The organism is Micromonospora sp. NPDC049523 (assembly GCF_040676775.1).
GTDB lineage: Bacteria > Actinomycetota > Actinomycetes > Mycobacteriales > Micromonosporaceae > Micromonospora_G.
The window spans coordinates 140,674-161,091 of the sequence record NZ_JBFAPP010000001.1 but is presented as its reverse complement, the minus strand read 5'-3'; the positions used below and the strand labels follow the sequence as shown (position 1 = coordinate 161,091).

At 71.3% G+C, this 20,418-nt stretch carries 18 protein-coding genes and 1 riboswitch; of the genes, 8 read left to right on the top strand and 10 right to left on the bottom strand.

All coding sequences use genetic code 11. The features are described from left to right. Positions 1–11: 11 nt before the first annotated feature. From AB0J90_RS00725 to AB0J90_RS00690, 8 genes are all read right to left on the bottom strand, one after another. A complete protein-coding gene (locus AB0J90_RS00725; RefSeq protein ID WP_363590756.1) occupies positions 12–1,562 on the bottom strand; it encodes a tripartite tricarboxylate transporter permease in 1,551 nt (516 codons plus the stop codon). Then, a complete protein-coding gene (locus AB0J90_RS00720; RefSeq protein WP_363591377.1) occupies positions 1,559–2,146 on the bottom strand; it encodes a tripartite tricarboxylate transporter TctB family protein in 588 nt (195 codons plus the stop codon). The genes AB0J90_RS00725 and AB0J90_RS00720 overlap by 4 nt, the downstream gene beginning before the upstream one ends. Before the next feature lie 101 nt (positions 2,147–2,247). Then, complete coding sequence (locus AB0J90_RS00715) at positions 2,248–3,330, bottom strand: tripartite tricarboxylate transporter substrate-binding protein (protein WP_363590755.1); 1,083 nt, start codon at positions 3,328–3,330, stop codon at positions 2,248–2,250. 243 nt (positions 3,331–3,573) lie between these two features. Beyond that, entirely contained in the window at positions 3,574–3,918 is a 345-nt protein-coding gene (locus AB0J90_RS00710; protein ID WP_326558844.1) for a C40 family peptidase, read from the bottom strand. A gap of 808 nt (positions 3,919–4,726) precedes the next feature. Further along, a complete protein-coding gene (locus AB0J90_RS00705) occupies positions 4,727–6,832 on the bottom strand; it encodes an alpha-galactosidase (protein ID WP_363590754.1) in 2,106 nt (701 codons plus the stop codon). Then, positions 6,829–7,653, bottom strand: coding sequence for a carbohydrate ABC transporter permease (locus AB0J90_RS00700; protein ID WP_363590753.1), 825 nt, complete (start codon positions 7,651–7,653; stop codon positions 6,829–6,831). Before AB0J90_RS00700 ends, AB0J90_RS00705 begins: the two co-directional genes overlap by 4 nt. Then, a complete protein-coding gene (locus AB0J90_RS00695) occupies positions 7,650–8,588 on the bottom strand; it encodes a sugar ABC transporter permease (protein ID WP_363590752.1) in 939 nt (312 codons plus the stop codon). The genes AB0J90_RS00700 and AB0J90_RS00695 overlap by 4 nt, the downstream gene beginning before the upstream one ends. Then, the gene (locus tag AB0J90_RS00690) at positions 8,588–9,883 is read right to left on the bottom strand and encodes an extracellular solute-binding protein (RefSeq protein WP_363590751.1); all 1,296 of its coding nucleotides are present in this window, start codon (positions 9,881–9,883) and stop codon (positions 8,588–8,590) included. Before AB0J90_RS00690 ends, AB0J90_RS00695 begins: the two co-directional genes overlap by 1 nt. A 162-nt stretch (positions 9,884–10,045) precedes the next feature. Between AB0J90_RS00690 and AB0J90_RS00685 the strand changes: the two genes are divergently transcribed. The 7 genes from AB0J90_RS00685 (at position 10,046) to AB0J90_RS00655 (ending at position 16,572) form a co-directional block, all read left to right on the top strand. Beyond that, on the top strand, positions 10,046–10,792 hold the full coding sequence (locus tag AB0J90_RS00685) for an SDR family NAD(P)-dependent oxidoreductase (protein WP_363590750.1): 747 nt from the start codon (positions 10,046–10,048) through the stop codon (positions 10,790–10,792). 37 nt (positions 10,793–10,829) lie between these two features. Continuing rightward, positions 10,830–11,540: a FadR/GntR family transcriptional regulator gene (locus tag AB0J90_RS00680; protein WP_363590749.1), complete on the top strand. Its 711-nt coding sequence runs from the start codon at positions 10,830–10,832 to the stop codon at positions 11,538–11,540. Beyond that, on the top strand, positions 11,537–12,682 hold the full coding sequence (dgoD, locus tag AB0J90_RS00675) for a galactonate dehydratase (protein WP_363590748.1): 1,146 nt from the start codon (positions 11,537–11,539) through the stop codon (positions 12,680–12,682). The genes AB0J90_RS00680 and dgoD overlap by 4 nt, the downstream gene beginning before the upstream one ends. Continuing rightward, positions 12,676–13,773: a hypothetical protein gene (locus AB0J90_RS00670; RefSeq protein WP_363590747.1), complete on the top strand. Its 1,098-nt coding sequence runs from the start codon at positions 12,676–12,678 to the stop codon at positions 13,771–13,773. Before dgoD ends, AB0J90_RS00670 begins: the two co-directional genes overlap by 7 nt. After that, on the top strand, positions 13,770–14,411 hold the full coding sequence (locus AB0J90_RS00665; protein ID WP_363590746.1) for a bifunctional 4-hydroxy-2-oxoglutarate aldolase/2-dehydro-3-deoxy-phosphogluconate aldolase: 642 nt from the start codon (positions 13,770–13,772) through the stop codon (positions 14,409–14,411). The genes AB0J90_RS00670 and AB0J90_RS00665 overlap by 4 nt, the downstream gene beginning before the upstream one ends. 194 nt (positions 14,412–14,605) lie before the next feature. Continuing rightward, positions 14,606–15,556: a sugar kinase gene (locus AB0J90_RS00660; RefSeq protein WP_363590745.1), complete on the top strand. Its 951-nt coding sequence runs from the start codon at positions 14,606–14,608 to the stop codon at positions 15,554–15,556. Between the two features lie 137 nt (positions 15,557–15,693). Continuing rightward, positions 15,694–16,572, top strand: a complete 879-nt coding sequence (locus AB0J90_RS00655) for an SMP-30/gluconolactonase/LRE family protein (protein WP_363590744.1) — start codon at positions 15,694–15,696, stop codon at positions 16,570–16,572. Between the two features lie 8 nt (positions 16,573–16,580). On the opposite strand, the gene AB0J90_RS00650 is transcribed toward AB0J90_RS00655, so the two are convergent. Then, positions 16,581–17,504: a DMT family transporter gene (locus tag AB0J90_RS00650; RefSeq protein WP_363590743.1), complete on the bottom strand. Its 924-nt coding sequence runs from the start codon at positions 17,502–17,504 to the stop codon at positions 16,581–16,583. 113 nt (positions 17,505–17,617) lie between these two features. Continuing rightward, the gene (locus AB0J90_RS00645) at positions 17,618–18,076 is read right to left on the bottom strand and encodes a DUF3592 domain-containing protein (RefSeq protein WP_363590742.1); all 459 of its coding nucleotides are present in this window, start codon (positions 18,074–18,076) and stop codon (positions 17,618–17,620) included. 114 nt (positions 18,077–18,190) lie between these two features. Next, a riboswitch (cobalamin riboswitch) is annotated at positions 18,191–18,315 on the top strand. A gap of 86 nt (positions 18,316–18,401) precedes the next feature. Here AB0J90_RS00645 and AB0J90_RS00640 point away from each other — a divergent pair. Continuing rightward, positions 18,402–20,417 carry a VWA domain-containing protein gene (locus AB0J90_RS00640; protein ID WP_363590741.1) on the top strand — a complete coding sequence of 672 codons (2,016 nt, stop codon included), beginning with the start codon at positions 18,402–18,404 and terminating at the stop codon, positions 20,415–20,417. Position 20,418 lies beyond the last annotated feature (1 nt).

Below are 20,418 nucleotides of genomic sequence, written 5' to 3'. Positions count from 1 at the left end.
GCGGTTCTGCCTCAGTCGTCCTCGCCGAAGGCGAGGCGCTGCACCGACTTGGCCGACCTGCCCCGCAACCGGGCGATGATCCTCGGCAGGTACGGCACCACCACGGCCAGCACCACCAGCGACAGCAGTACGGCGGTCAGCGGGCGGGTGACGAAGACGCTCAGGTCACCGTTGCTGAGTACGAGGGTGCGGCGGAACTGCAGTTCCATCATCGGGCCGAGGATGGCGCCCAGGATGACCGGTGCGATCGGGAAGTCGTAGTGCCGCATGAAGAACCCGATCACCCCGATCCCGTACGCGATCAGCACCTGGGTGATGTCGTTCGACGCGGCGTACACGCCGAGGGTGGCGAAGACCAGGATGCCGGCGTACAGCACCGGGCGGGGGATCTGGAGCACCTTGACCCAGAGCCGGATCAGCGGCAGGTTCAGCGCCAGCAGCAGCACGTTGCCGACGTAGAGCGATGCGATCAGCGCCCAGACCAGCTCCGGCGACTTGTCGAACAGCTGCGGGCCGGGTTGCAGGTTGAAGATCTGGAACGCGGCCAGCATCACCGCCGCCGTGGCCGAGGTCGGAATACCCAGGGTCAACAGCGGCACGAGTACGCCGGAGAACGCGGCGTTGTTCGCCGCCTCCGGCCCGGCCACGCCCTCGATCGCGCCCTTGCCGAACTCCGCCTTGTTCTTCGAGCGGTACTTCTCGAAGGTGTAGGAGAGGAAGGTGGGGATGTCGGCGCCACCGGCCGGCAGTGCGCCGAACGGGAAGCCGACCGCGGTGCCGCGCAGCCACGGGCGCCAGGACCGCGACCAGTCCGACCGGCTGAGCCAGCCGAAGCCGCCGCGGCCCGGTTCCAGCGGGGTGACGTGCTCCGGAAGCTGCCGCAGCCGGCTCGCCACGTAGAGCGTCTCGCCGATGGCGAACAGCCCGACGATGATCACCACGACGTCGATGCCGTCGAGCAGTTCCAGGGTGCCGAAGCTGAACCGGGCCTGGCCGGTGAGACCGTCGAGCCCGACCAGCCCGAGGAAGAGTCCCAGGCTGAGCGAGAGCAGGCCGCGTACCAGGGAACGGCCGACCAGGGCGGTGACCGCGACCATCGCCAGCAGCGCCAGCGCGAAGTAGTCCGCCGCCCGGAACTCGACCGCCAGCGCGGCCACCGGCCGGGCGAAGAGGGTGAGCAGCAGGGTGGAGATGGTCCCGGCGACGAACGAGCCGATCGCCGCGGTGGCCAGGGCGGCGCGCGCCCGACCCCGTCTGGCCATCTGGTAACCCTCGATGGCGGTGGCCACCGAGGCGGACTCACCCGGGGTGTTCAGCAGGATGCTGGTGGTCGAGCCGCCGTACATGGCGCCGTAGTAGATCCCGGCGAACATGATGAACGTGCCGATCGGGTCGTCCAGGCTGAACGTGACCGGCAGCAGCAGGGCGATGGTCAGCGCCGGACCGATGCCGGGCAGTACGCCGACGAAGGTGCCGAGGGTGACCCCGATCGCGGCGTAGAGCAGGTACTGCGGCTCCAGCACGGTGCCGAAGCCGCTGAGCAGGTCTCCGAAGACGTTCACAGCGGCAACACCCCGGACGGCAGCGAGATCTCGAGTAGGTGGGTGAAGCCGAGGTAGATGCCGAGCACCAGGGGCACCGCCACCAGCACGTCCCGGATCGAGTGGTGACTACCGAGGATGCGGGCGGCGGCGACGAAGAAGACCGCCGAGGCGAGTACGAAGCCGACCGGGTCCAGGAGGAGCACGTAACCGAGCAGTGCCACACCGAGCAGGGCCGGGGTGAGCCACTGCACCGGCCCGGTCGCCTCGGTCTCGTCGACCAGCTCCGTACCGTCGGGCAGGTTCGTACCGTCGGCCAGTTCCGTACCGGCGCCGGGTTCCTTGTCGGCCGGGGCGGTTCCGGCGACCGGTGCCGGCTCGTGGACCGTCTCCGAACGGAGCGCCGGATCCGCGCCGTCGGTCGGTTCCACTGTGGTCGCGGCGGCGTCGGTCGGGTTGGCCGGGCGGACGAACTGGCTGACCAGGTACCAGGCGGAGAGGACCACCCAGCCGGCCGTCACCACCAGCGGCGCCAGCCACGGCCCGTGCGCGGAGAAGTCGCCCTCGGCGGAGTCGTACGCGGTCCAGCAGAGGAACAGTCCCACCAACAGCAGGACGGCGCCGAGGATCCGCGGTCCCCACGGCGCCCGGGGGAGGGCGACCCGCGGGTCGACCCTCCCCTGTGCGTCAGTTGTCGGCAGAGCCATTAACCGGCCAGGCCGATCTCGCTGAGGACCGTGGTGATCCGGGTGTTCTCGCTCTCGAAGTACGCCTTCGCCTCGTCCCCGCTGCGGTAGAAGTCCTCCCACTTCTGGTCGGTGAGAGTCTGCTTCCACTGCGCCGACGAGTGCAGGTCGTCGATCAGCTTGATGATGGCGGCCCGCTCACCGGCCTTGATTCCGGGCGGGGCCACCAGTCCGCGCCAGTTCATCAGCTCCACGTCGTACCCCGATTCCTTGATCGTCGGGGTCGGCTTGCCGGCGCCGACGTCGATGCCGGCCGGTCCGGAGACCGCGAGGGCGCGCAGCTTGCCGGCCGCGACCAGGTCGGAGTACTCGCTCGCGCCGGAGACGGCCGCGGTCAGGTCACCGGAGAGCAGCGCGGCCTTGGACTCGCCGCCACCGGAGTACGCGATGTACTTCATCGCCTTGGGGTCCGCGCCGGCCGCCTTGGCGAGCAGGCCGACCAGGATCTGGTCGGTGCCGCCGGCCGAACCGCCACCCCAGTTGATCGACGAGGGGTTCGACTTGGCGTCGTCCATGAGCTGCTGCAGGGTGGTGTACTTCGAGGCCGCCGGTACGACGATCACCTCCTGCTCGGCGGTGAGCGTGGCGATCGGCGTGACCTGGCTCAGCTTCACCGGCGACTTGTTGGTCACCACGCCGCCGATCATCACCAGACCGGTCACCATGAGCTGGTGCGAGTCACCCTTGTTCTTCGTGACGAGCTGGGACAGGCCGAGGGTGCCGCCGGCACCGGGCACGTTGTAGACCTCGACCGACTCGGTGACCAGCTTGCTGTCGGTCAGCGCCTTCTGCAGCGACCGTGCGGTGCTGTCCCAGCCGCCGCCGGGTGCGGCCGGCGCCATCAGCTCCAGGGTGCTGGTCGGGTACTTCACCGCCGCATCCGAGCCGGCGTCGTCGCCGTCCTTGGCGCAGCCGACGGCCCCGAGAGCCATCAGCGGTACGCACACCAGCGCGGCGGCCCGACGCCGGATCGCCGGTCCCCGGCCGGGTGAGTACGGGCCGCCGCGGGATCGGAGTCCCGCCGTGCCTCGAACGTCTGTCATCACTATCTCCTCGGCCGGGATCGTCATCTGTTGCCGCAGCGTTTCCACTGGGTTGCGTAGATGCTTCCGGGCCGAGTGACTCCGGTCACGGTTGCGGTCGCGGAGTTCGTTGTGGTCTTTGTGGTCATGGCGGGTCTTCGGCGCCCGCTACTGCTCGGGTCGGGGCCGGACGAGGTGGTGCCCGGAGCAGCGTCGCTCCGGGCACCACGTCTTGATCCGTCTTGCCGATCGGCCTACCGGGCCTTACAGGAACCGGTACGCGGTCCCGCCCCGGACCGTGCCGATCCGCACCCCCGTGCTGGGCTTCGTCGCCGCGACCATCCTGTTGTTGCCCAGGTAGATGGCCACGTGACCAGGTGTGTAGATCACGTCTCCGGGCATCCACTGCCCGGCTGGGACACGCCGGCCGCGGCTGGCGATCGCTCCGCTCTGGTGCGGCAACTTGATGCCGACCCGGGCGTAGCTTGCCGCGACCAGGCCACTGCAGTCGAAACTGTTCGGGCCGGACGCTCCGTAGACGTAGCGCTTGCCGACCTGGGCCAGCGCGTACGAGACGACCGTTCCGGCGGCGCCGGACGGGGGTTTCACCGTGGTGCCCGGCTTCGGGGTGCCGGTGGACTTCTTCCGCGCCGGCGCGGTGGACGTGCTCTTCGGCGTGCTGGCTGTGCCCCTGCTGGGGGTCTTCGCCTTCTCCTTGGTTGCCTTCGCCTTCGGCGGCGTCGTCGCCGTGACCGTCGGTGTGGCAGGGAGTGCCGGTGGAATCTTGGGAAGCCGGTCCGCGCGATCGGCGCGTTCGGCGGCGAGCAGTCGGGCCTCGGCTGAGGCCTCCAGAGCGGCGCTGGTCTCGACTGTCGAGCGTTCTTCCGGTTCGGGTCGGGCCCCGATGGCTGCCGGCGGGAGCCAGAGGGCGGTGACGGTCAGGACGGTGGTACCAGCTGCGAATCGGTGCAGCGGATGCCGTACGTTCAGGATCGCTCCAATGTCGGCCCGGTGCTCACATGCGTATCTCGGGCGGTGTGGCCTGAGTTGCCGGCCACAGGTCCGAAGTACCGGGCAAAGCGGTATGGAAGTGCTTCGGCCGCGATGAGGGCCGTTCCGGACGCTAGGCGCTCACGCCGTGGATCGCCTGTTGGCGTGAGCCGATTCACCCTTACCAACGACTACTTCGTCGGAACGTCGCGGATTCCTGCCCGATTGCCGTCTCAAACCACCTATATTGGTTCCTATTCGGGCAATCCTCAAGGGACACGCCCGGAAATTCGCGATCAAATTGGCCCGACTCTCGAACTCCCGGGCAATCGCGAATGTTCCTCCCGTTCCGACGCGGAAATGCGAGGTGAAAAGGGCCCCTTCCCATGCAACAAAGCAATAGGAGAGGGCCCTTCACCACCAAGGGTCAGGCGCGGTGGAGGACGGCCAGTTCGGCGTCGTGGGTCGCGGTCCAGTGCACCGGGAGGCCCACCGCTCGCAGGTGGCTGCCCGAGTAGAGCCGCTCGTCGTGCCGGTAGCGGGCCGCCGGGTCGAGCCCGCGCAGGGGCAACCGGACCGGGCGGGACGGCAGCAGTCCCGCCCCGTCGAGCCGGCCGGTGTGCCAGGCCAGCACGACCACCGTGCCGCCGTCCGGGGAGGTGTACTGCACCGCGCAGCGGGACTGGTCCGGCCCGCCGACCAGGTGCACGGTGCCGTGCATGACGATCTCGCGGATCTCCTTGTAGCGGCCGATCCAGACAGCGGCCTCCGTACGCTGCGCCGCGCTCCAGTGCCGGATGTCGGCCCCGATGCCGAGCACGCCGGCCATCGCCAGCACGAACCGGAACGCCAGCGACCGGGGACGCGGGTCGAACAGTCCGGGCGAGTCGGTCACCCACGAGCTGAGCAGGTGCGGCGCGTTGGCGTGCAGGAAGCCGTACTGGATCGCCAGCCGGTCCAGCGGACCGGTGTTGTCACTCGGCCAGAACACATCGGACAGACCCGCCATCGCCAGGTCGGTACGGGCACCACCACCGGCACACGCCTCGATCACCACGTGCGGGTGGTCCCGGCGCAGGTCCTGGTAGATCCGGTGCAGGTTCGCCACGTGCGCCCCGTCGAGGTCCACCCGGGCACCCGCGCCGCCCCGGCCCGGTTCCGTACGCGGCCGGTTGAAGTCCCACTTCAGGTAGCTGATGTCATGCCGGCGCAGCAGACCATCCACGGTGGAGTGGACGAACTCCGCGACCTCGGGCCGACCGAGGTCGAGCAGGTACTGGTTGCGGATCGGCGTGATCGGTCGACCGTCGATCGCGTACACCCAGTCGGGGTGTTCGGCGTAGAGCTTCGAGCGGGGGCTGACGCACTCCGGTTCGACCCAGAGCCCGAAGTTCAGGCCCAGCGCGCGTACGTCTTTGACGAAGTTGTCGAAGCCGGCCGGGAACTTGGCCGGATCCGGGGTCCAGTCGCCGAGCCCGCCGTGGTCGTCCGGCCGTCCGACGAACCAGCCGTCGTCGACCACGAACGTCTCCACACCCAGGTCGGCCGCGATCCGGGCCAGCGCGAGCTGGTTGTCCGCGTCGACCGCGAAGTAGGTCGCCTCCCACGAGTTGTAGAGCACCGGCCGGGGGCCGAGCCGCTCGCCCGCGAGCTGACGCTGGTAGGCGTGCCAGACCCGGGCCAGCCCGTCCAACCCGTCCGGGCTGTACGCACCGGCGGCGACCGGGAGGGTGAGGCTGGCACCGGCGGGCAGGTCCAGCGGGCCGTCGGGCAGGTTCCGACCGACCCGTACCCGGGTCAGGCCGCCGGTGTCCCGGTCGGCGCTGATCTCCCACGAACCGGTCCAGGCCAGCGCCATGCCCCAGGTCGGGCCGTCCGGCTCGGCGCTGTCGCGCACGGCGAGCCAGGGCACGTAGAGGTGTCCTGGCACGCCCTGTGCGCTGCCGATGGTGAAGCCGCCGTGGCCGAGGTCGACGTGGTCGAGCTGGAACTCCTGGGCCCACTGCCCCCACTGGTAACTCAGCCGGGCGCCGTGCGGCGTGGGCACGCAGAACCCGGCCGAGCCGGCCCGGACCAGTCGCAGCGCTGCGGTGCCGTCGTTGGTCAGCTCGACCCACCGGCGTACGACGTCGGTGCCGGCCGGTATCTCGTAGCGGATCACCGCGCGCAGCCCGGTGACCGGGTCGGCGAAGCCGACGGCGAGTTGCCGCTGGTCGGCGTCGGCCTCGGTGTGACTCCACCGCCAGGAGACCCTCCGGTCGCCGGTGGCCGTCTCGACCACCAGATCCGGGCCGGTGAACGGGCGGTTGGCGTCGGTGGCGTACTCGATCGGGGCGGCGTCACCGGCGGTGAGGAACGGGGTCGGTCCGTCGTAGCCGACCGGCGAGGGGCCGTCGCCCACGCCGTGCGGACCCCAGGCGACGAGTTCGAGCCAGCGCCCGTGTTCCGGCACCTCCGGCACCGCCACGGTGTACTCGGTGCTCGCTCCCCGCAGCGTCCACACCCGTCGGGTCCGACTGTCGAACGTTGTCACTTGACCGCTCCGATCGCGAGGCCGGACACGAAGTGGCGCTGGAAGCGCAGGAACACCAGCAGGGTCGGCACCGCGGCGATGACCGTACCGGCGGCGATGACGTTCCAGGACGACACGAACTGCCCCTGCAACGCGAGCAGGGCCGGGGTGACCGGCATGTTGTCGTCGGTACGCAGCACCGTGATCGCCCAGAGCAGGTCGTTGAAGATCCAGGTGAAGGAGAGCGCGCCGAGCGCGGCGAGCGCCGGTCGGGTCAGCGGCAGGATCACCCGGGCGAAGATCTGCCCCGGTCCGGCGCCGTCGATGGTGGCCGCCTCCTGGATCTCGTTCGGCAGGTCGCGCATGAAGCCGTGCAGCACGAACGTGTAGAAGCCGAGCCCGAAGCCGACCTGCACCGCGATCAGCGCGTACAGGGTGTCGAAGGTGCCGGTCAGCTCGCTGAACTTGCTCACCGGGATGAGCAGGATCTGCGGTGGCAGCAGGTTTCCGGCGAGCATCAGCAGCAGGATCGTGCGCCGGCCGGGGATCCGGAAGCGGGCCAGCGCGAACGCCGCCAGCGCCGCGAGGACCAGGCTGAGGGCGACCGCCGGCACGGTGACCAGCATGCTGTTGATCAGGGCGCGCAGCTCGCCGCCGTCGGTCCAGGCCTGGCGGTACGTGTCCAGCGTGAACGAGTGCGGCAGGCTGCCGACCCCGTTGGCGGCGATGTCGTCGAACGTACGCGTCGACATCACCACCACCCAGAGGATCGGGGCCAGCCAGAGCAGCGACAGCAGGCTCATGCCGAGGTGGAACGAGCCGGTGCGCAGTGCGCGGATCATGCGTCCTCCCGGAACGCGCGTACCAGGTAGCCGAGGATGACGGCGAGCGCGAGCACGAAGATGACCACGGCGATCGCGGACGCGTAACCCAGCCGCAGGCTCTGGAACGCGGTCGAGTACATGTAGGTGCTCAGCAGTTCCGACGAGTGGTACGGCCCGCCGCGGGTCAACGCCCAGACGATGTCGAACGACCGCAGCGAGTCGATCACGATGACCGACAGCACCACCGCGTTGACGCCGCGCAGCTGGGGGATCGTCACGTTCCACAGCCGCTGCCAGTTGTTGGCGCCGTCCATCTTGGCCGCCTCGTGCAGCGCGGGGTCGATCGCCTTCAGCCCGGCCAGGAACAGCACCATGACGTAGCCGATCTGCCGCCACAGGGCGGGCAGGATCACCGCGTACAGGGCGGTGTCCGGGTCGGCGAGCCAGGGCCGGATCAGGTGCTCCAGCCCGACCGCGCGCAACAGTTCGTCGGCGACCCCGTCCGGCTGGTAGAAGACCCGCCAGACCAGCGCCGTCACCACCAGCGAGAAGACGACCGGGGTGAAGAGCGCGGCGCGGTAGAAGCCCACCCCGCGCCGTTCCCGCTGCAACAGCAGCGCCATCCCGAACCCGCCGAGGACCGACAGGCCGCCGAAGAGGACGAGCCAGAGCACGGTGTTGAGCAGCGCACCCCGGAAGGTCGCGTCGCCGGCCAGCTCCGCGTAGTTGTCGAAGCCGATGTACGTGGGCGGCTCCAGCCCGTCCCACCGGGTCAGCGAGAACCAGAATCCCTGTAGGGCGGGCCAGAACACCCAGATGCTCTCGACCGCGAAGGGTACGAGTACGAAGGCCACCAGCAGCGGCGACAGGGGCTTGCCCCGTCGCCGCCGCCAGCGGGTGCTGGCCGGTGCCGGCGCGTCCGGCGCCAGCACCCGCTCGTCGACGGAAGTCATCAGCCCTTGAAGACCTTCTCGGCTCCGGCCTGCCATTCGCGCAGGATCGCGTCGATCTGGTCGGGCTTGTCGATGAACTTGGTCAGCGCGGTGTCCGCGGTGGGCTGGAGGGCGTCACTGGAGTCGCGGTTGAAGAACTGGGTGAGTTCCTTGGCGCTGTCCAACATCGCCTTGCCCTTCACCACCAGCGGCGAGTCGGACGCCTTGGCCTTCGGGTTGGCCGGCAACACGATGCCCGCGCTGGCCGCGACGTACGCCTCCTGCGCCTCCACGGAGGCCAGGTAGGTGAGCAGTGCCTTGGTGCCGGTCGGGTTGCCGGCCTTGGCGCTGGCGAAGAAGCCGTCGGTCGGTGCCTCCTCGGCCACCGGCACCGCCGGGTCGATGATCGGGAAGCGGAAGAAGTCGAGGTCGCCGAGGGCGTCCTTCGGGGCGGCGTCGGCGAAGAAGGTGCCGATCAGGAACATGCCGGTCTTGCCCGCGAGCAGCGCGGTGGTCGCCTCCTGGAACGGGTACGCCTTGCCCTTGGGGTCGAAGTACGGCAGCACCTCGCGCCACTTCTCCAGGACCGCCTTGACCTTCGGGTCGTCGAAGCGCTGCTTGCCGGCGAGCAGCTCACGGTGGAACGGTGCCCCGTTGATCCGGATGTTGAGGTAGTCGAACCAGGCCGAGGCGACCCACGGGGTGTCGCCGAGTCCGATGCCGATCGGCGGGATGCCCTTGCCCTGGAGGGTCTGGCAGAGCGTGATGAACTCGGCCCAGGTCTTCGGCTCCTGTACGCCCCACTTGGCGAAGTTCGACTTGCGGTAGAAGAAGCCCCACCAGTAGTTGTTCATCGGCACGAAGATCTTCTTGCCGGAGGCGTCGGTGGAGAGGGTGCGCAGCGACTCGGGGTAGTCCGACATGCCCTGCCACACGTCGGAGACGTCCAGCAGGAGGTTCTTGCTGGCGTAGTCGTTGGCGACGGAGCCGGCGTACCAGGTGTAGAGGTCCGGCGGGTTGGCCGAGGTCAGGTACGTCGGTAGCTGGGTGCGGTAGGTCTCGGACGCGATGGTGTTCAGCGTCGCGGTGCCCTTGCCCTGCTTGTTGAAGTTCTCGATGATCTTCTCCATCGCGGCCTTGGCCTGCGGGGAGGAGAGGTTCGACTGGAGGGTGATCGGCCCGGTGGCGCTACCGCTTCCGCCGGGGCTGCTGGCGGAACTGGCGCAGCCGACCAGGCTGCCCGCTCCGAGCACGCCCAGGCCGGCGAGGCCGACGTGCCCAAGGAACCGGCGACGACTGGGGTCGAAGTCGCTCACGGGGGTGTGTCCCTTCCTCAACGACACGATGCGTCACGGATCGCGGTGTGTCGGTCCTGTAAACGGTGTGATCAGAAGGTTGCATCTGGGGCCGGCGACTGTCAAGATTTCTTCGTAATTAATGATTTGATCATCGAGGTTCGGCGGACGGTGAGCCAGCATATGCGACGGCTTGAAGGCAAGGTTGCCCTGGTCACAGGGGCAATTGGCGGCATCGGGGCGGCTGTTGCCCGGCGGCTCGCTGCCGAAGGAGCGGCGGTCGGACTCACCGACCTGCGCGACTCGGAGCCGCTCGCCGAGGAGATCAGGGCGGCCGGTGGGCGCGCACATTCGGTGATGTCCGACGTGGCCGACGAGGACGGCTGGACCGCTGCCGTGACCGCCGTACGCGACCGCCTCGGGCCGGTGGACATCCTGGTCAGCAACGCCCACCTCAACGAGGTGGCACCCGCGCACGAGACCAGCCGCGAATCCTGGGACCGGCAGATCTCGGTCTGCCTGACCGGCACCTTCCTCGGCGTCCGCGCCTGCCTGCCCGACCTGCGGGCGAACCGGGGCGCGGTCGTGATCGTCTCCTCCGTACACGCGCTCGTGGGGTTGCCCGGACATCCGGCCTACGCGGCGGCCAAGGGCGGCCTGGTCTCCCTCGGCCGCCAGCTCGCCGTGGAGTACGGCCCGGAGGTACGGGTGAACAGCGTGCTGCCCGGCCCGATCTTCACCGCCGCATGGGATCGTGTGTCCGAAGAGGACAGAGCGCGTAGCGTCGCCCAGACGGTCGCCGGCAGGTTCGGCACCCCGGACGAGGTGGCCGCCACCGTGGCCTTCCTCGCCTCACCAGACGCCGCCTACGTCACCGGCACCAGCCTGGTGGTGGACGGCGGCTGGACCGCGGTGAAAGCCTCGGCCTGAAAAATCGATCCTGACGAGCGAGAAGGCACCCAGAGCATTGGCACAGTACGCACGCCGCGGCATCCATGGCCAGACCGTCGAGGTCCTGGCCCGACGCATCCTGGCCGGCGAGATCGCCGAGGGCGCGACCCTCAACCTCGCCGCCCTCCAACAGGAGCTCGACGTCAGTCTCACCGTGCTGCGCGAGGCGCTCAAGGTGCTCACCGCCAAGGGCATGGTCGACGCCCGGCAGAAGCGCGGCACCTTCGTCCGGCCCCGGTCGGACTGGAACCTGCTCGACGGCGACGTCATCCGCTGGCAGTTCGCCGACGGCGCCGACCCGCGCCTGCTCGACGCGCTGCACGAGGTGCGCAGCATCATCGAACCGGCCGCCGCCCGGCTCGCCGCCACCAGGGCCGTCGCGGCCGACCTGGACAGCCTCGACGGCGCGCTGGCCGAGATGTCCGCCGCCGAGGGTGACCCGGTGGCCGCGGTCGGCGCCGACCTCACCTTCCACCGCGCGCTGCTCGCCGCCACCCACAACGAGCTGCTGGTGCGGATGGAGGTGGTGATGGAGACCGGCCTCGCCGAACGTGACCGCCTCGTGCACGGCGTCGAGCAGTACGACGACCCGGTACCCAGCCACCGCGCGGTGGTCGACGCCATCCGGGCCGGCGACAGCGCCGGTGCCGAACAGGCCATGCGCGGACTGCTGGACAAGGCCGTCCGGGACGTCGAAAAGGTACGTCAACAGAAAGGCACCCGGTGAAGATCAGCCGAATCGAAACCTTCCTCGTCCCGCCCCGGTGGCTGTTCTGCCGGGTGGAGACCGACGAAGGGTTGATCGGGTGGGGCGAGCCCGTGGTGGAGGGGCGCGCGGAAGTGGTACGCAGCGCGGTCGAGGTGCTCTCCGAGTACCTGATCGGTGAGGACCCACTGCGGATCGAACAGCACTGGCAGGTGCTCACCAAGGGCGGCTTCTACCGGGGCGGGCCGGTGCTCTCCAGCGCCGTCGCCGGCCTCGACCAGGCACTCTGGGACATCGCCGGCAAGGCGTACGGCGCCCCGGTGCACGCCCTGCTCGGCGGCCCGGTCCGGGACCGGGTCCGGATCTACTCCTGGGTCGGCGGGGACGACCCGAACGAGGTCGCCGACGCGATCGCCGCCCAGGTCGCCGCCGGCATGACCGCGGTGAAGATGAACGCCTCCGGCCAGCTCTCCGCCATCCCCACCGCCGCCGAGGTGGCCGGGGTGGTCCGGCGGGTCGCCGCCGCCCGCGAGGTGCTCGGCGAACACCGCGATGTCGCCATCGACTTCCACGGCCGGGCCACCGCCGCCGGAGCCCGCCGCATCCTGCCGGAACTCGCCCCGTTCCACCCGCTCTTCGTCGAGGAACCCCTGCTGCCCGAACAGGGCCACCTGCTGCACGACGTCGTCACCGCCTCGCCGGTGCCGGTCGCCACCGGTGAGCGGCTCTTCGGCCGGGCCGAGTTCCTCACCCCGCTGCAGGCCGGGGTCGCGGTGCTGCAACCGGACCTGTCCCATGCCGGCGGCATCTCCGAGGTACGTCGAATCGGCGCGATGGCCGAGCCGTACGGCGCGGTGCTCGCCCCGCACTGCCCGCTCGGGCCGATCGCGCTCGCCGCCAGCCTCCAGATCGCCTTCGCCACCCCCAACTTCCTGATCCAGGAACAGAGCATCGGCATGCACTACCACGGCGGCGCCGAACTGCTCGACTACGTGGTCGACCCGGAGCCGTTCCGTTTCGTCGACGGGCACATCCGCCGACCGGAGGGACCCGGCCTCGGCGTCACCGTCGACGAGGTGGCGGTCCGGTCCGCCGCGCGGGAGGGGCATGCCTGGCGCAACCCGGTCTGGCGGCACGACGACGGATCCTTCGCCGAATGGTGACCAGGTCATCGGCCCCGGCAGTGCCGATCCCGTTGCGGGTGACGTACGACCACCGCCTCGGCGGGCGGTGGACCAGCATTGCCGGTGGGGGTCGGCAGTGGCTCTGGACCGGTCCCGACGGTGGCCGTGACCAGGTTCTTCCCGGCGACCCGTTCGTGGACGCGGGCGGGCTGGAGGAGTGCGTGCCGACCGTGCGGGGCACACCGGACCACGGCGACGCCTGGTCCCGCCCCTGGCGTGTGACCGGCCCCGGGACCGCCACCGTCGAGTGTCCCGACTTCACGCTCACCCGTCGGTTGACCGACGAGGGCGGTGTGGTGGTGGCCGACTACCGGCTGCGAGCCGCCCCCGGATACCGGTTCGTCTGGGCCGCGCACGCCCTGCTCGACCTCGGCCCCGAAGCCCGGCTGGTGGCGCCCGCCGGCACCCCGACCCGGCTCTACCCGGAAGCCGCCGAACTGGTCCGCTCGGCGGTGGCGTCCTCGGTGAGGGCGCCCTCGGCGGTGGTCCGCTCGGCGGGGGCGCCCTCGGTGGGGGCGCCCTCGGCGGTGGCGCGCGCTGCGGTGCCGGATGATTCCGGCGGGCTGCCGGGCCATGGTGGATGGCCGGGGGGCCGGCCGTGGCACAGCGCCCCCTGGCCCGAACCGGAAGGACTGCCGCTGCACCGGCTCGGCCCGGACGACGGCACCGCCGTCGGTGCCGTACTCGTCGGCTGCGCCGAGGTACGGGTGGTCGACGGTACGGACACCCTCACCCTCCGACTCGACTGCGCCGACCAGCCCCGCTCCACCGCCCTGTGGCGCAACCTGCGCGGCTGGCCCGCCGAGCGCCCGTACCGCAGCATCGGCGTCGAACCCATGCTCGGCACCGTCTTCGACCGCTCCGAGGGCGGTCCCGATGCGGCTGTCGCCGTCGTACCGGCAGGTGGCGAGGTCCGCTGGCAACTCACCATCTCCGCCCACCGATCCGACCCCGACCACGGATCCGACTTCGCCCACGGATCCGACTTCGCCCACGGATCCGACTTCGCCCACGGATCCGACTTCGCCCAACTTTCCGCCCAGCGATCGCCCGGAGGCGACCACCGATGAACCTGCTCGACTCCCTGCGTACCCACCGGCTGCTGGCGATCGTCCGGGGGAGCGACCCGGACGCCGCGCTGGCGACCGTACTGGCCCTGGCCGACAGCGGGATCAACCTGATCGAGGTGTCGCTGACCAGCGTCGACGCCCTCGGGGTGCTGCGCCGGGCCCGTGCCGCCCTCGGCGCCGAGTACGGGCTCGGCGCCGGCACCGTACTCACCGCCGAGCAGGCCGCCGACGCCGCCGAGGCCGGTGCGACCTACCTGGTGACGCCGGCACTCGCGCCCAGCATCGCCGAAGCCGCCCGGCTCGGACTGCCGGTGCTGGCCGGGGCACTCACCCCGACCGAGGTGGTCCAGGCGACCACCGCCGGGGCGGCTGCGGTCAAGCTCTTCCCCGCCTCGGTCGGTGGCCCCGACTACCTGCGCGCCCTGCGTGACCCGTTCCCGCAGACCGCGTTCGTACCGGTGGGCGGGGTGGACGCGGCCGGTGCCCGCGACTACCTCGACCGGGGCGCGATCGCGGTCGGGGTTGGCTCGCCCCTGGTCGGCGACGCGGTCCGGGGCGGCGACCTCTCCGCCCTCCGGCAACGGGCGGCCGACTTCCTCGCCATGACGGCGGTCGCCCCGGCCGGCGGGGCATCGTGACCGGCACCCCGATCCCCGGCGCGGACGGCCCCTTTCTCGGGCTCGACGTCTCCGCTGCCGGCACCGACATCCCCGGCTTTCTTGCCGGCCCCCGCGCTTCCGGCTTCGACGGGCCTCCTGGGCTCGATGTTTCTCCCGGGCCTGATGTTTTTCCCACGCCCGACGGTTCTTCCCGGTCCGATGCGTCCTCCGGGGTGTCCTCTCGGTTCGACGTGTTGACGCTCGGGGAGACGATGGCCGCGTTCCGGGCGGCGGCGCCGCTGCGCCTGGGCGGCACACTGTCGCTGTCCGTTGCCGGTGCCGAGTCGAACGTGGCGATCGGTCTGGCCCGGCTCGGTCACCGGGTGCGGTGGATCGGGGTGACCGGTGCCGACGAACCGGGCGAACTGATCCGCCGTACGCTGCGCGCCGAAGGCGTCGACCTGGGACTGGCCAGGATCGAGCCGGACGCCCCGACCGGACTGATCCTGTTCGAGGCGCGAGTCGGCGACATCAGCCGGGTCACCTACTACCGGAGCGGGTCGGCCGGCTCACGGCTGAGCCCCGACGACGTGTCGCCGGCCTTCGCCGACGCCCCCTCGACACCCCGGATCCTGCACGTCACCGGCATCACCGCCGGGCTCGGTACGCAGCCGTACGCGGCGGTGCTGGCGGCGGTCGACGCGGCCCGCGCCGCGGGGACCACGATCTGCCTCGACGTCAACCACCGGCAGCGGGTCTGGTCGGTCGAGCGGGCTGCCGCCGCGCTGCGTCCACTGCTGCCCTCGATCGACCTGCTGGTCGCCTCCGACGACGAACTGGGCGTACTGACCGATGATCCGGACCCGGTCGGCGCACTGTGCGCCGCGGGTGTGCCGGAGGTGGTGGTCAAACACGGCGGGCAGGGTGCCACCAGCCACAGCGGACGGGGAACCGTGCACGCCCCGGCCCGTACGGTTCCGGTGGTCGACACCGTCGGCGCCGGGGACGCGTTCGTCGCCGGGCTGCTGTCGGGGCTGCTCGACGGGCTCGACGTGGCCGGACGGCTGGACCGGGCCGTCACCACCGGCGCGTTCGCGGTCGCCACCCGGGGCGACTGGGAAGGGCTGCCCACCCGCGCCGAGCTGTCGTTGCTCGACCACGCCCCCGGCAGCGCCGTACGCTGAACCGCTCCGCGCGGCGCCCTTGTGCCCGCCATCCGTGCGGCGCCTTTGTGCCCGCCATCCGTGCGGCGCCCTTCTGCCTGCCATCCGTGCGGCGCCCGTGCGTCCGCTGTCCGCTGAGCACCCTTGTGGAGGAAACGATGCGGCTCACCGAGCCGACCCCGTGGAGTAACGACCGGTTCGAGTTGGGCGAGGGAGCCCGTTGGGTGGACGGCCGGCTGGTCCTGGTCGACCTGCTCGCCGGCCGGCTGTTGGAGACCACCGGCGAGGCACCCACGCCGCTGCGGGAACTCCGCCGGCTGGACGCCCCGCTCGGCGCGGTGGCGCCGATCGCCGGGCGGCCCGGTGACTGGGTGGCCGCGACCGGCACCGGAATCGCCGTGCTCACCGGCACCGACGGCTACCGCGAACTCGCCGACCTGGAGAGCGCCAATCCCTCACCCGCGCGGATGAACGACGCGGTCGCGGATCCGCACGGCCGTTTCTGGGCCGGCAGCATGGCGTACGACAACACGCCCGGCGCCGGCACCCTCTACCGCTACACCGGGTCGGGTGCGCCGGTACCCGTCGTCACCGGCCTGACCATCGCCAACGGGCCCGCGTTCGACGCCGCCGGCACCACCATGTACCTGGCCGACACGCCCCGGGGCGAGGTGGACCGCTTCGCCGTCGACCCGCGTACCGGGGATCTCTCCGGTCGGCAGCCGTTCCTGCGACTCGCCCCCGACGAGGGTGTCCCGGACGGCATGACGGTCGACGCCGCCGGCCACCTCTGGGTCGCCCTCTGGGGCGGGTACGCCGTCCGCCGCTACCGCCCCGACGGCACCCTGGATCGCGAGCTGCGCCTGCCAACCGCCCAACCCACCAGCGTCTGCCTGGGCGGCCCGAACCTGTCTCGCCTCTTCATCACCACCGCCCACCACTCCCTGTCCCCCCGCCACCCCCAAGACGGCGCCCTCCTAGCGATGGACACCGAAACCCCCGGCCTCCCCACCCACCCCGCCACCCCACCCCGTTGATCATGAAGTTAGCGCGGGTTTTCGGCCTCTACGGTGTCGTTAACTTCATGATCGACGGGGTGCTTCGGGTGGTTTTGGATGAGGGAGGTGGCGGTTAGGACCAGGGCTGTGCCGGTGAGGGTGGGGAGGGTTACCGGTTCGTGGAGGGCTAGGGCGCCTAGGAAGAGTGCGACTACGGGGAGAAGGTAGGTGGTGGTGGACGCGACGGTCGATCCCAGGTCGTCGATGAGGCGGTAGTTCAGTACGTAGGCCAGCCCGGTACCGACGGTGCCGAGCAGCAGCAGGCTGCCGACCGGCACCACGCCCCACGTCGGCGCGGTCAGGCCACCGAAGGGCAGGGCGAGGGTGAGCAGTACCGCCCCGGCGGCGAGCTGACAGGCTGCCAGCACCATCGGGGGAATGCCACGTCCGGTGAGATACCGGCCCATGTAGACGAAACTGACGCCATAGCTCGCCGCGGCGGCGAGGCAGGCCAGCCCGCCCCAACTCGCGATGTCACCGGCCGACTCCCAGGGCGTGAAGATCAGCACGGTTCCGGCGAAACCGAGTGCGATGCCCATCCCGCGCCGGAGGCTCACCGCCCGGTCGGTACCGGCGAGTACGGCGACCAGCACCGTCCACAGCGGTGTGGTCGCGTTGAGGACTCCGGCGACGTTCGACCCCACGGTCTGCTCGCCGAATCCGACGAGCGTGTACGGGATCGCGTTGGCGAACAGCGCCGCGACGACAAGATGCGCCCAGATGCCGCGCCGGGTCGGGAAGGGCATCCTCCGTAGCAGGGCGATGGGTGCCAGCACCGCTACCCCGAGCAGCAGCCGGAACAGGACGAGTTGGACCGGTGTGAACCCGTCCAGTGCCAGTTTGATCCAGAGGAAGCCGGAGCCCCAGATCAGGGCGAGCAGGGCGAGTCTCAGGGCATTTCCGCGGCTCAATCCGTCTCCCCGTTCCGGTACTCGATCTCCGGCAGGTCGAGGACGACCCGGCGGACCGGTGCGGGTTCATGATCCACCGCGGGTCGGCCGAGCGGGGGCCCGGCTGCCGCCGACTATGCCCCCACCCGGTCCCGCCGGTTGGCCCGGACCAGCGCCCAGGTTGCCAGCGACACCCCGATCCCGGCGAAGAGGGTCGCACCCAGCAACAGGTACGCCGTGTCGTGGTTCTCACCGGCGCGAGCGTCGTTGACGTCGGCTTCCGGAGCCTGCGGGTCGTAGACGATCGGCACCTCGTCGCCGACCGCCGGCTGGGGACCGGACGCCTCGTCGCCCTGGCCGATCAACGCCCGCACCTGCCTGCCGTCGGGCGTACGGAACTCGACCTCGGTCCGTTTGGCCTTGCCCGCACCGACGTCCACCACCCGGGCGGTGGTTCGTTCACCGTGATCCCGCAACGCGTTGTCATTGCGCCACACCTGCACCGTCGCGATCGCGAACCCGACGATCACCGCGATCCCGAGACCGACGAAGAGCGGCACCGGCGGCCGACGACGTTTCCCGAAGAAGACCATGGACGTCGATTACCCGGTCGGTGCGGAAGACGAACCGGGCGACGCGCGGTCGCGGTGGTCACGTTGACGCCGGACCGGTCCGTGGGACAGCATGGCCTGCACGAGCGGTGCGCGGAGGAACCCGGTGCGAGTCCGGGGCGGTCCCGCCACTGTGACCGGGGAGTGACCTCTCACGTACGGGCCACGGCCGAGCGGCCGGAAGGTCGAGGGGAAGCGTCGATCCGGGAGTCAGGAGACTCCGACCGCTCGGTGACACCCAGCCACACGCGGGCGTGGATACCCGCGGAAGGGACTTGAGCATGGCTTCTGCGCGCCTGAGCGGGCGATGACCCCGCCGTACCCCTTCTCCGCCGTCGTCGGCCTGGCCGAACTGCGACTGGCCCTGCTGCTCAACGCGGTTTCTCCGGCGATCGGCGGGGTGCTCGTCCGGGGTGAGAAGGGCACCGCCAAGTCGACCATCGTCCGGGCGCTCGCCGCGCTGCTGCCCGACGTCGACGTGGTCCCCGGCTGCCGGTTCGCCTGCGACCCGGCCAACCCGGACTCCGAGTGCCCGGACGGCCCGCACGAACCGGGCGTGGTCGGCCTGCGGCGCCGCGCGACCCTGGTCGAGCTGCCGGTCGGCGCCACCGAGGACCGGGTGGTCGGCACCCTCGACCTGCAACGTGCCCTGGCCGACGGGATCAAGGCGTACGAGCCGGGGCTGCTCGCCTCCGCCCATCGCGGGGTGCTCTACGTCGACGAGGTGAACCTGCTGCCGGACCACCTGGTGGACCTGCTGCTGGACGCCGCCGCGATGGGTCGGGCGCACGTCGAACGCGACGGGGTGTCGGTCAAGCACGCCGCCCGGTTCCTGCTCGTCGGCACGATGAACCCGGAGGAGGGCGAACCCCGCCCCCAACTCGTGGACCGGTTCGGGCTGGTGGTCGCGGTGACCGCACCCCGGGAAACGGCTCCCCGGGCCGAGGTGGTCCGGCGGCGGCTCGCGTACGAGACGGACCCGGTGGGCTTCGCGGCACGCTGGGTCGACGAGGACGCCGTACTCGCCGAGCGGATCGCGGTCGCCCGTCGACGCCTGCCCGGGGTGCGGCTGCCCGACCAGGAACTGGACCGGATCGCCACCATCTGCCTCGCGTACGGGGTGGACGGGTTGCGCGCCGACATCGTGGTCGCCCGGACCGCGGTGGCGCTCGCCGCCTGGCACGACCGGGACGTGGTGACCGCCGACGACGTCGCCGCCGCGGCCAGGCTCGCCCTGCCGCACCGCCGCCGCCGGGACCCGCTCGACCCGCCCGGCGCCGACCAGGAGAAGCTCGAGGAACTGCTGAGCGAGCACGGTGCGGACGCCGACCCGGAGCCGGACCCGCCGGCCGGACCCGACGACGATCCCGACGGTGGCCCGCCCGACGGGCCGCCCGAGGGACCCGACGGTGGCCCGCCACCGGGCGGACCCGACCGGGGACCGGACTCGTCCGACGGGACACCCCCGGCGGCCACCGGACCGGAGCAGACCGGCCCGGACGAACAACCCGTACCGGAGCAGCGGACGGACGAGCAGAAGACGGATCAGCCGACCGCCGGAAACCAGCCGACGGTCGCGGCGACCAGCCCGTACCGGACCCGTGCGCTGGCCGTACGCGGACGGGGGACCGGTGCGCACACCGGCCGCCGCTCCCCGGCGTACGCCCGGCGGGGTCGGGTGGTCGGGGCCCGGCTGCCGGCCGGCCGGCTGACCAGCCTGCACCTGCCCGCCACCCTGCTGGCCACCGCCCGGCGCGGAGCCCGCACGGTCACGGCAGCGGACCTGCGCGAGGCGGTGCACGTCGGGCGGGAGGCGAACCTGGTGCTCTTCGTGGTCGACGCCTCCGGGTCGATGGCGGCGCGCCGCCGGATGCGGGTGGTGAAGACCGCCGTGCTGTCGCTGCTGCGCGACGCCTACCAGCGGCGGGACAAGATCGGCATGATCACGTTCCGGGGCACCGGGGCGAGTACGGTGCTGGAACCGACCGCCAGCCACGAGGTCGGCGTGCTGCGGTTGGCCGAACTGCGCACCGGAGGCCGTACCCCGCTCGCCGCTGGCCTGCGCCAGGCGGCCCGGACCCTGGAGTCCGAACGCCGCCGCGACCCGCGCCGCCGGCCCCTGCTGGTGGTGGTGACGGACGGTCGGGCGACCAGCGGTCCGGACCCGTTGACCGTCGTGCCGTCGCTGGCCGACGTCGCCTCCGTGGTGGTCGACTGCGAGTCCGGGCCGATCCGGCTCGGGCTGGCCCGGCGGCTCGCCACCGCACTCGACGCCGACTGCGTCCCGCTGGACGCGCTGCACACTCTCGGAAAGGCGGCCTGAC

What these genes read in the sequence shown, in the direction of transcription:
- AB0J90_RS00640 (WP_363590741.1), top strand. Translation starts at nt 18,402, where the DNA reads ATGACCCCGCCGTACCCCTTCTCCGCCGTCGTCGGCCTGGCCGAACTG.
- AB0J90_RS00645 (WP_363590742.1), bottom strand. Translation starts at nt 18,076, where the DNA reads ATGGTCTTCTTCGGGAAACGTCGTCGGCCGCCGGTGCCGCTCTTCGTC.
- AB0J90_RS00665 (WP_363590746.1), top strand. Translation starts at nt 13,770, where the DNA reads ATGAACCTGCTCGACTCCCTGCGTACCCACCGGCTGCTGGCGATCGTC.
- AB0J90_RS00715 (WP_363590755.1), bottom strand. Translation starts at nt 3,330, where the DNA reads ATGACAGACGTTCGAGGCACGGCGGGACTCCGATCCCGCGGCGGCCCG.
- AB0J90_RS00655 (WP_363590744.1), top strand. Translation starts at nt 15,694, where the DNA reads ATGCGGCTCACCGAGCCGACCCCGTGGAGTAACGACCGGTTCGAGTTG.
- AB0J90_RS00685 (WP_363590750.1), top strand. Translation starts at nt 10,046, where the DNA reads ATGCGACGGCTTGAAGGCAAGGTTGCCCTGGTCACAGGGGCAATTGGC.
- AB0J90_RS00695 (WP_363590752.1), bottom strand. Translation starts at nt 8,588, where the DNA reads ATGACTTCCGTCGACGAGCGGGTGCTGGCGCCGGACGCGCCGGCACCG.
- AB0J90_RS00670 (WP_363590747.1), top strand. Translation starts at nt 12,676, where the DNA reads ATGGTGACCAGGTCATCGGCCCCGGCAGTGCCGATCCCGTTGCGGGTG.
- AB0J90_RS00700 (WP_363590753.1), bottom strand. Translation starts at nt 7,653, where the DNA reads ATGATCCGCGCACTGCGCACCGGCTCGTTCCACCTCGGCATGAGCCTG.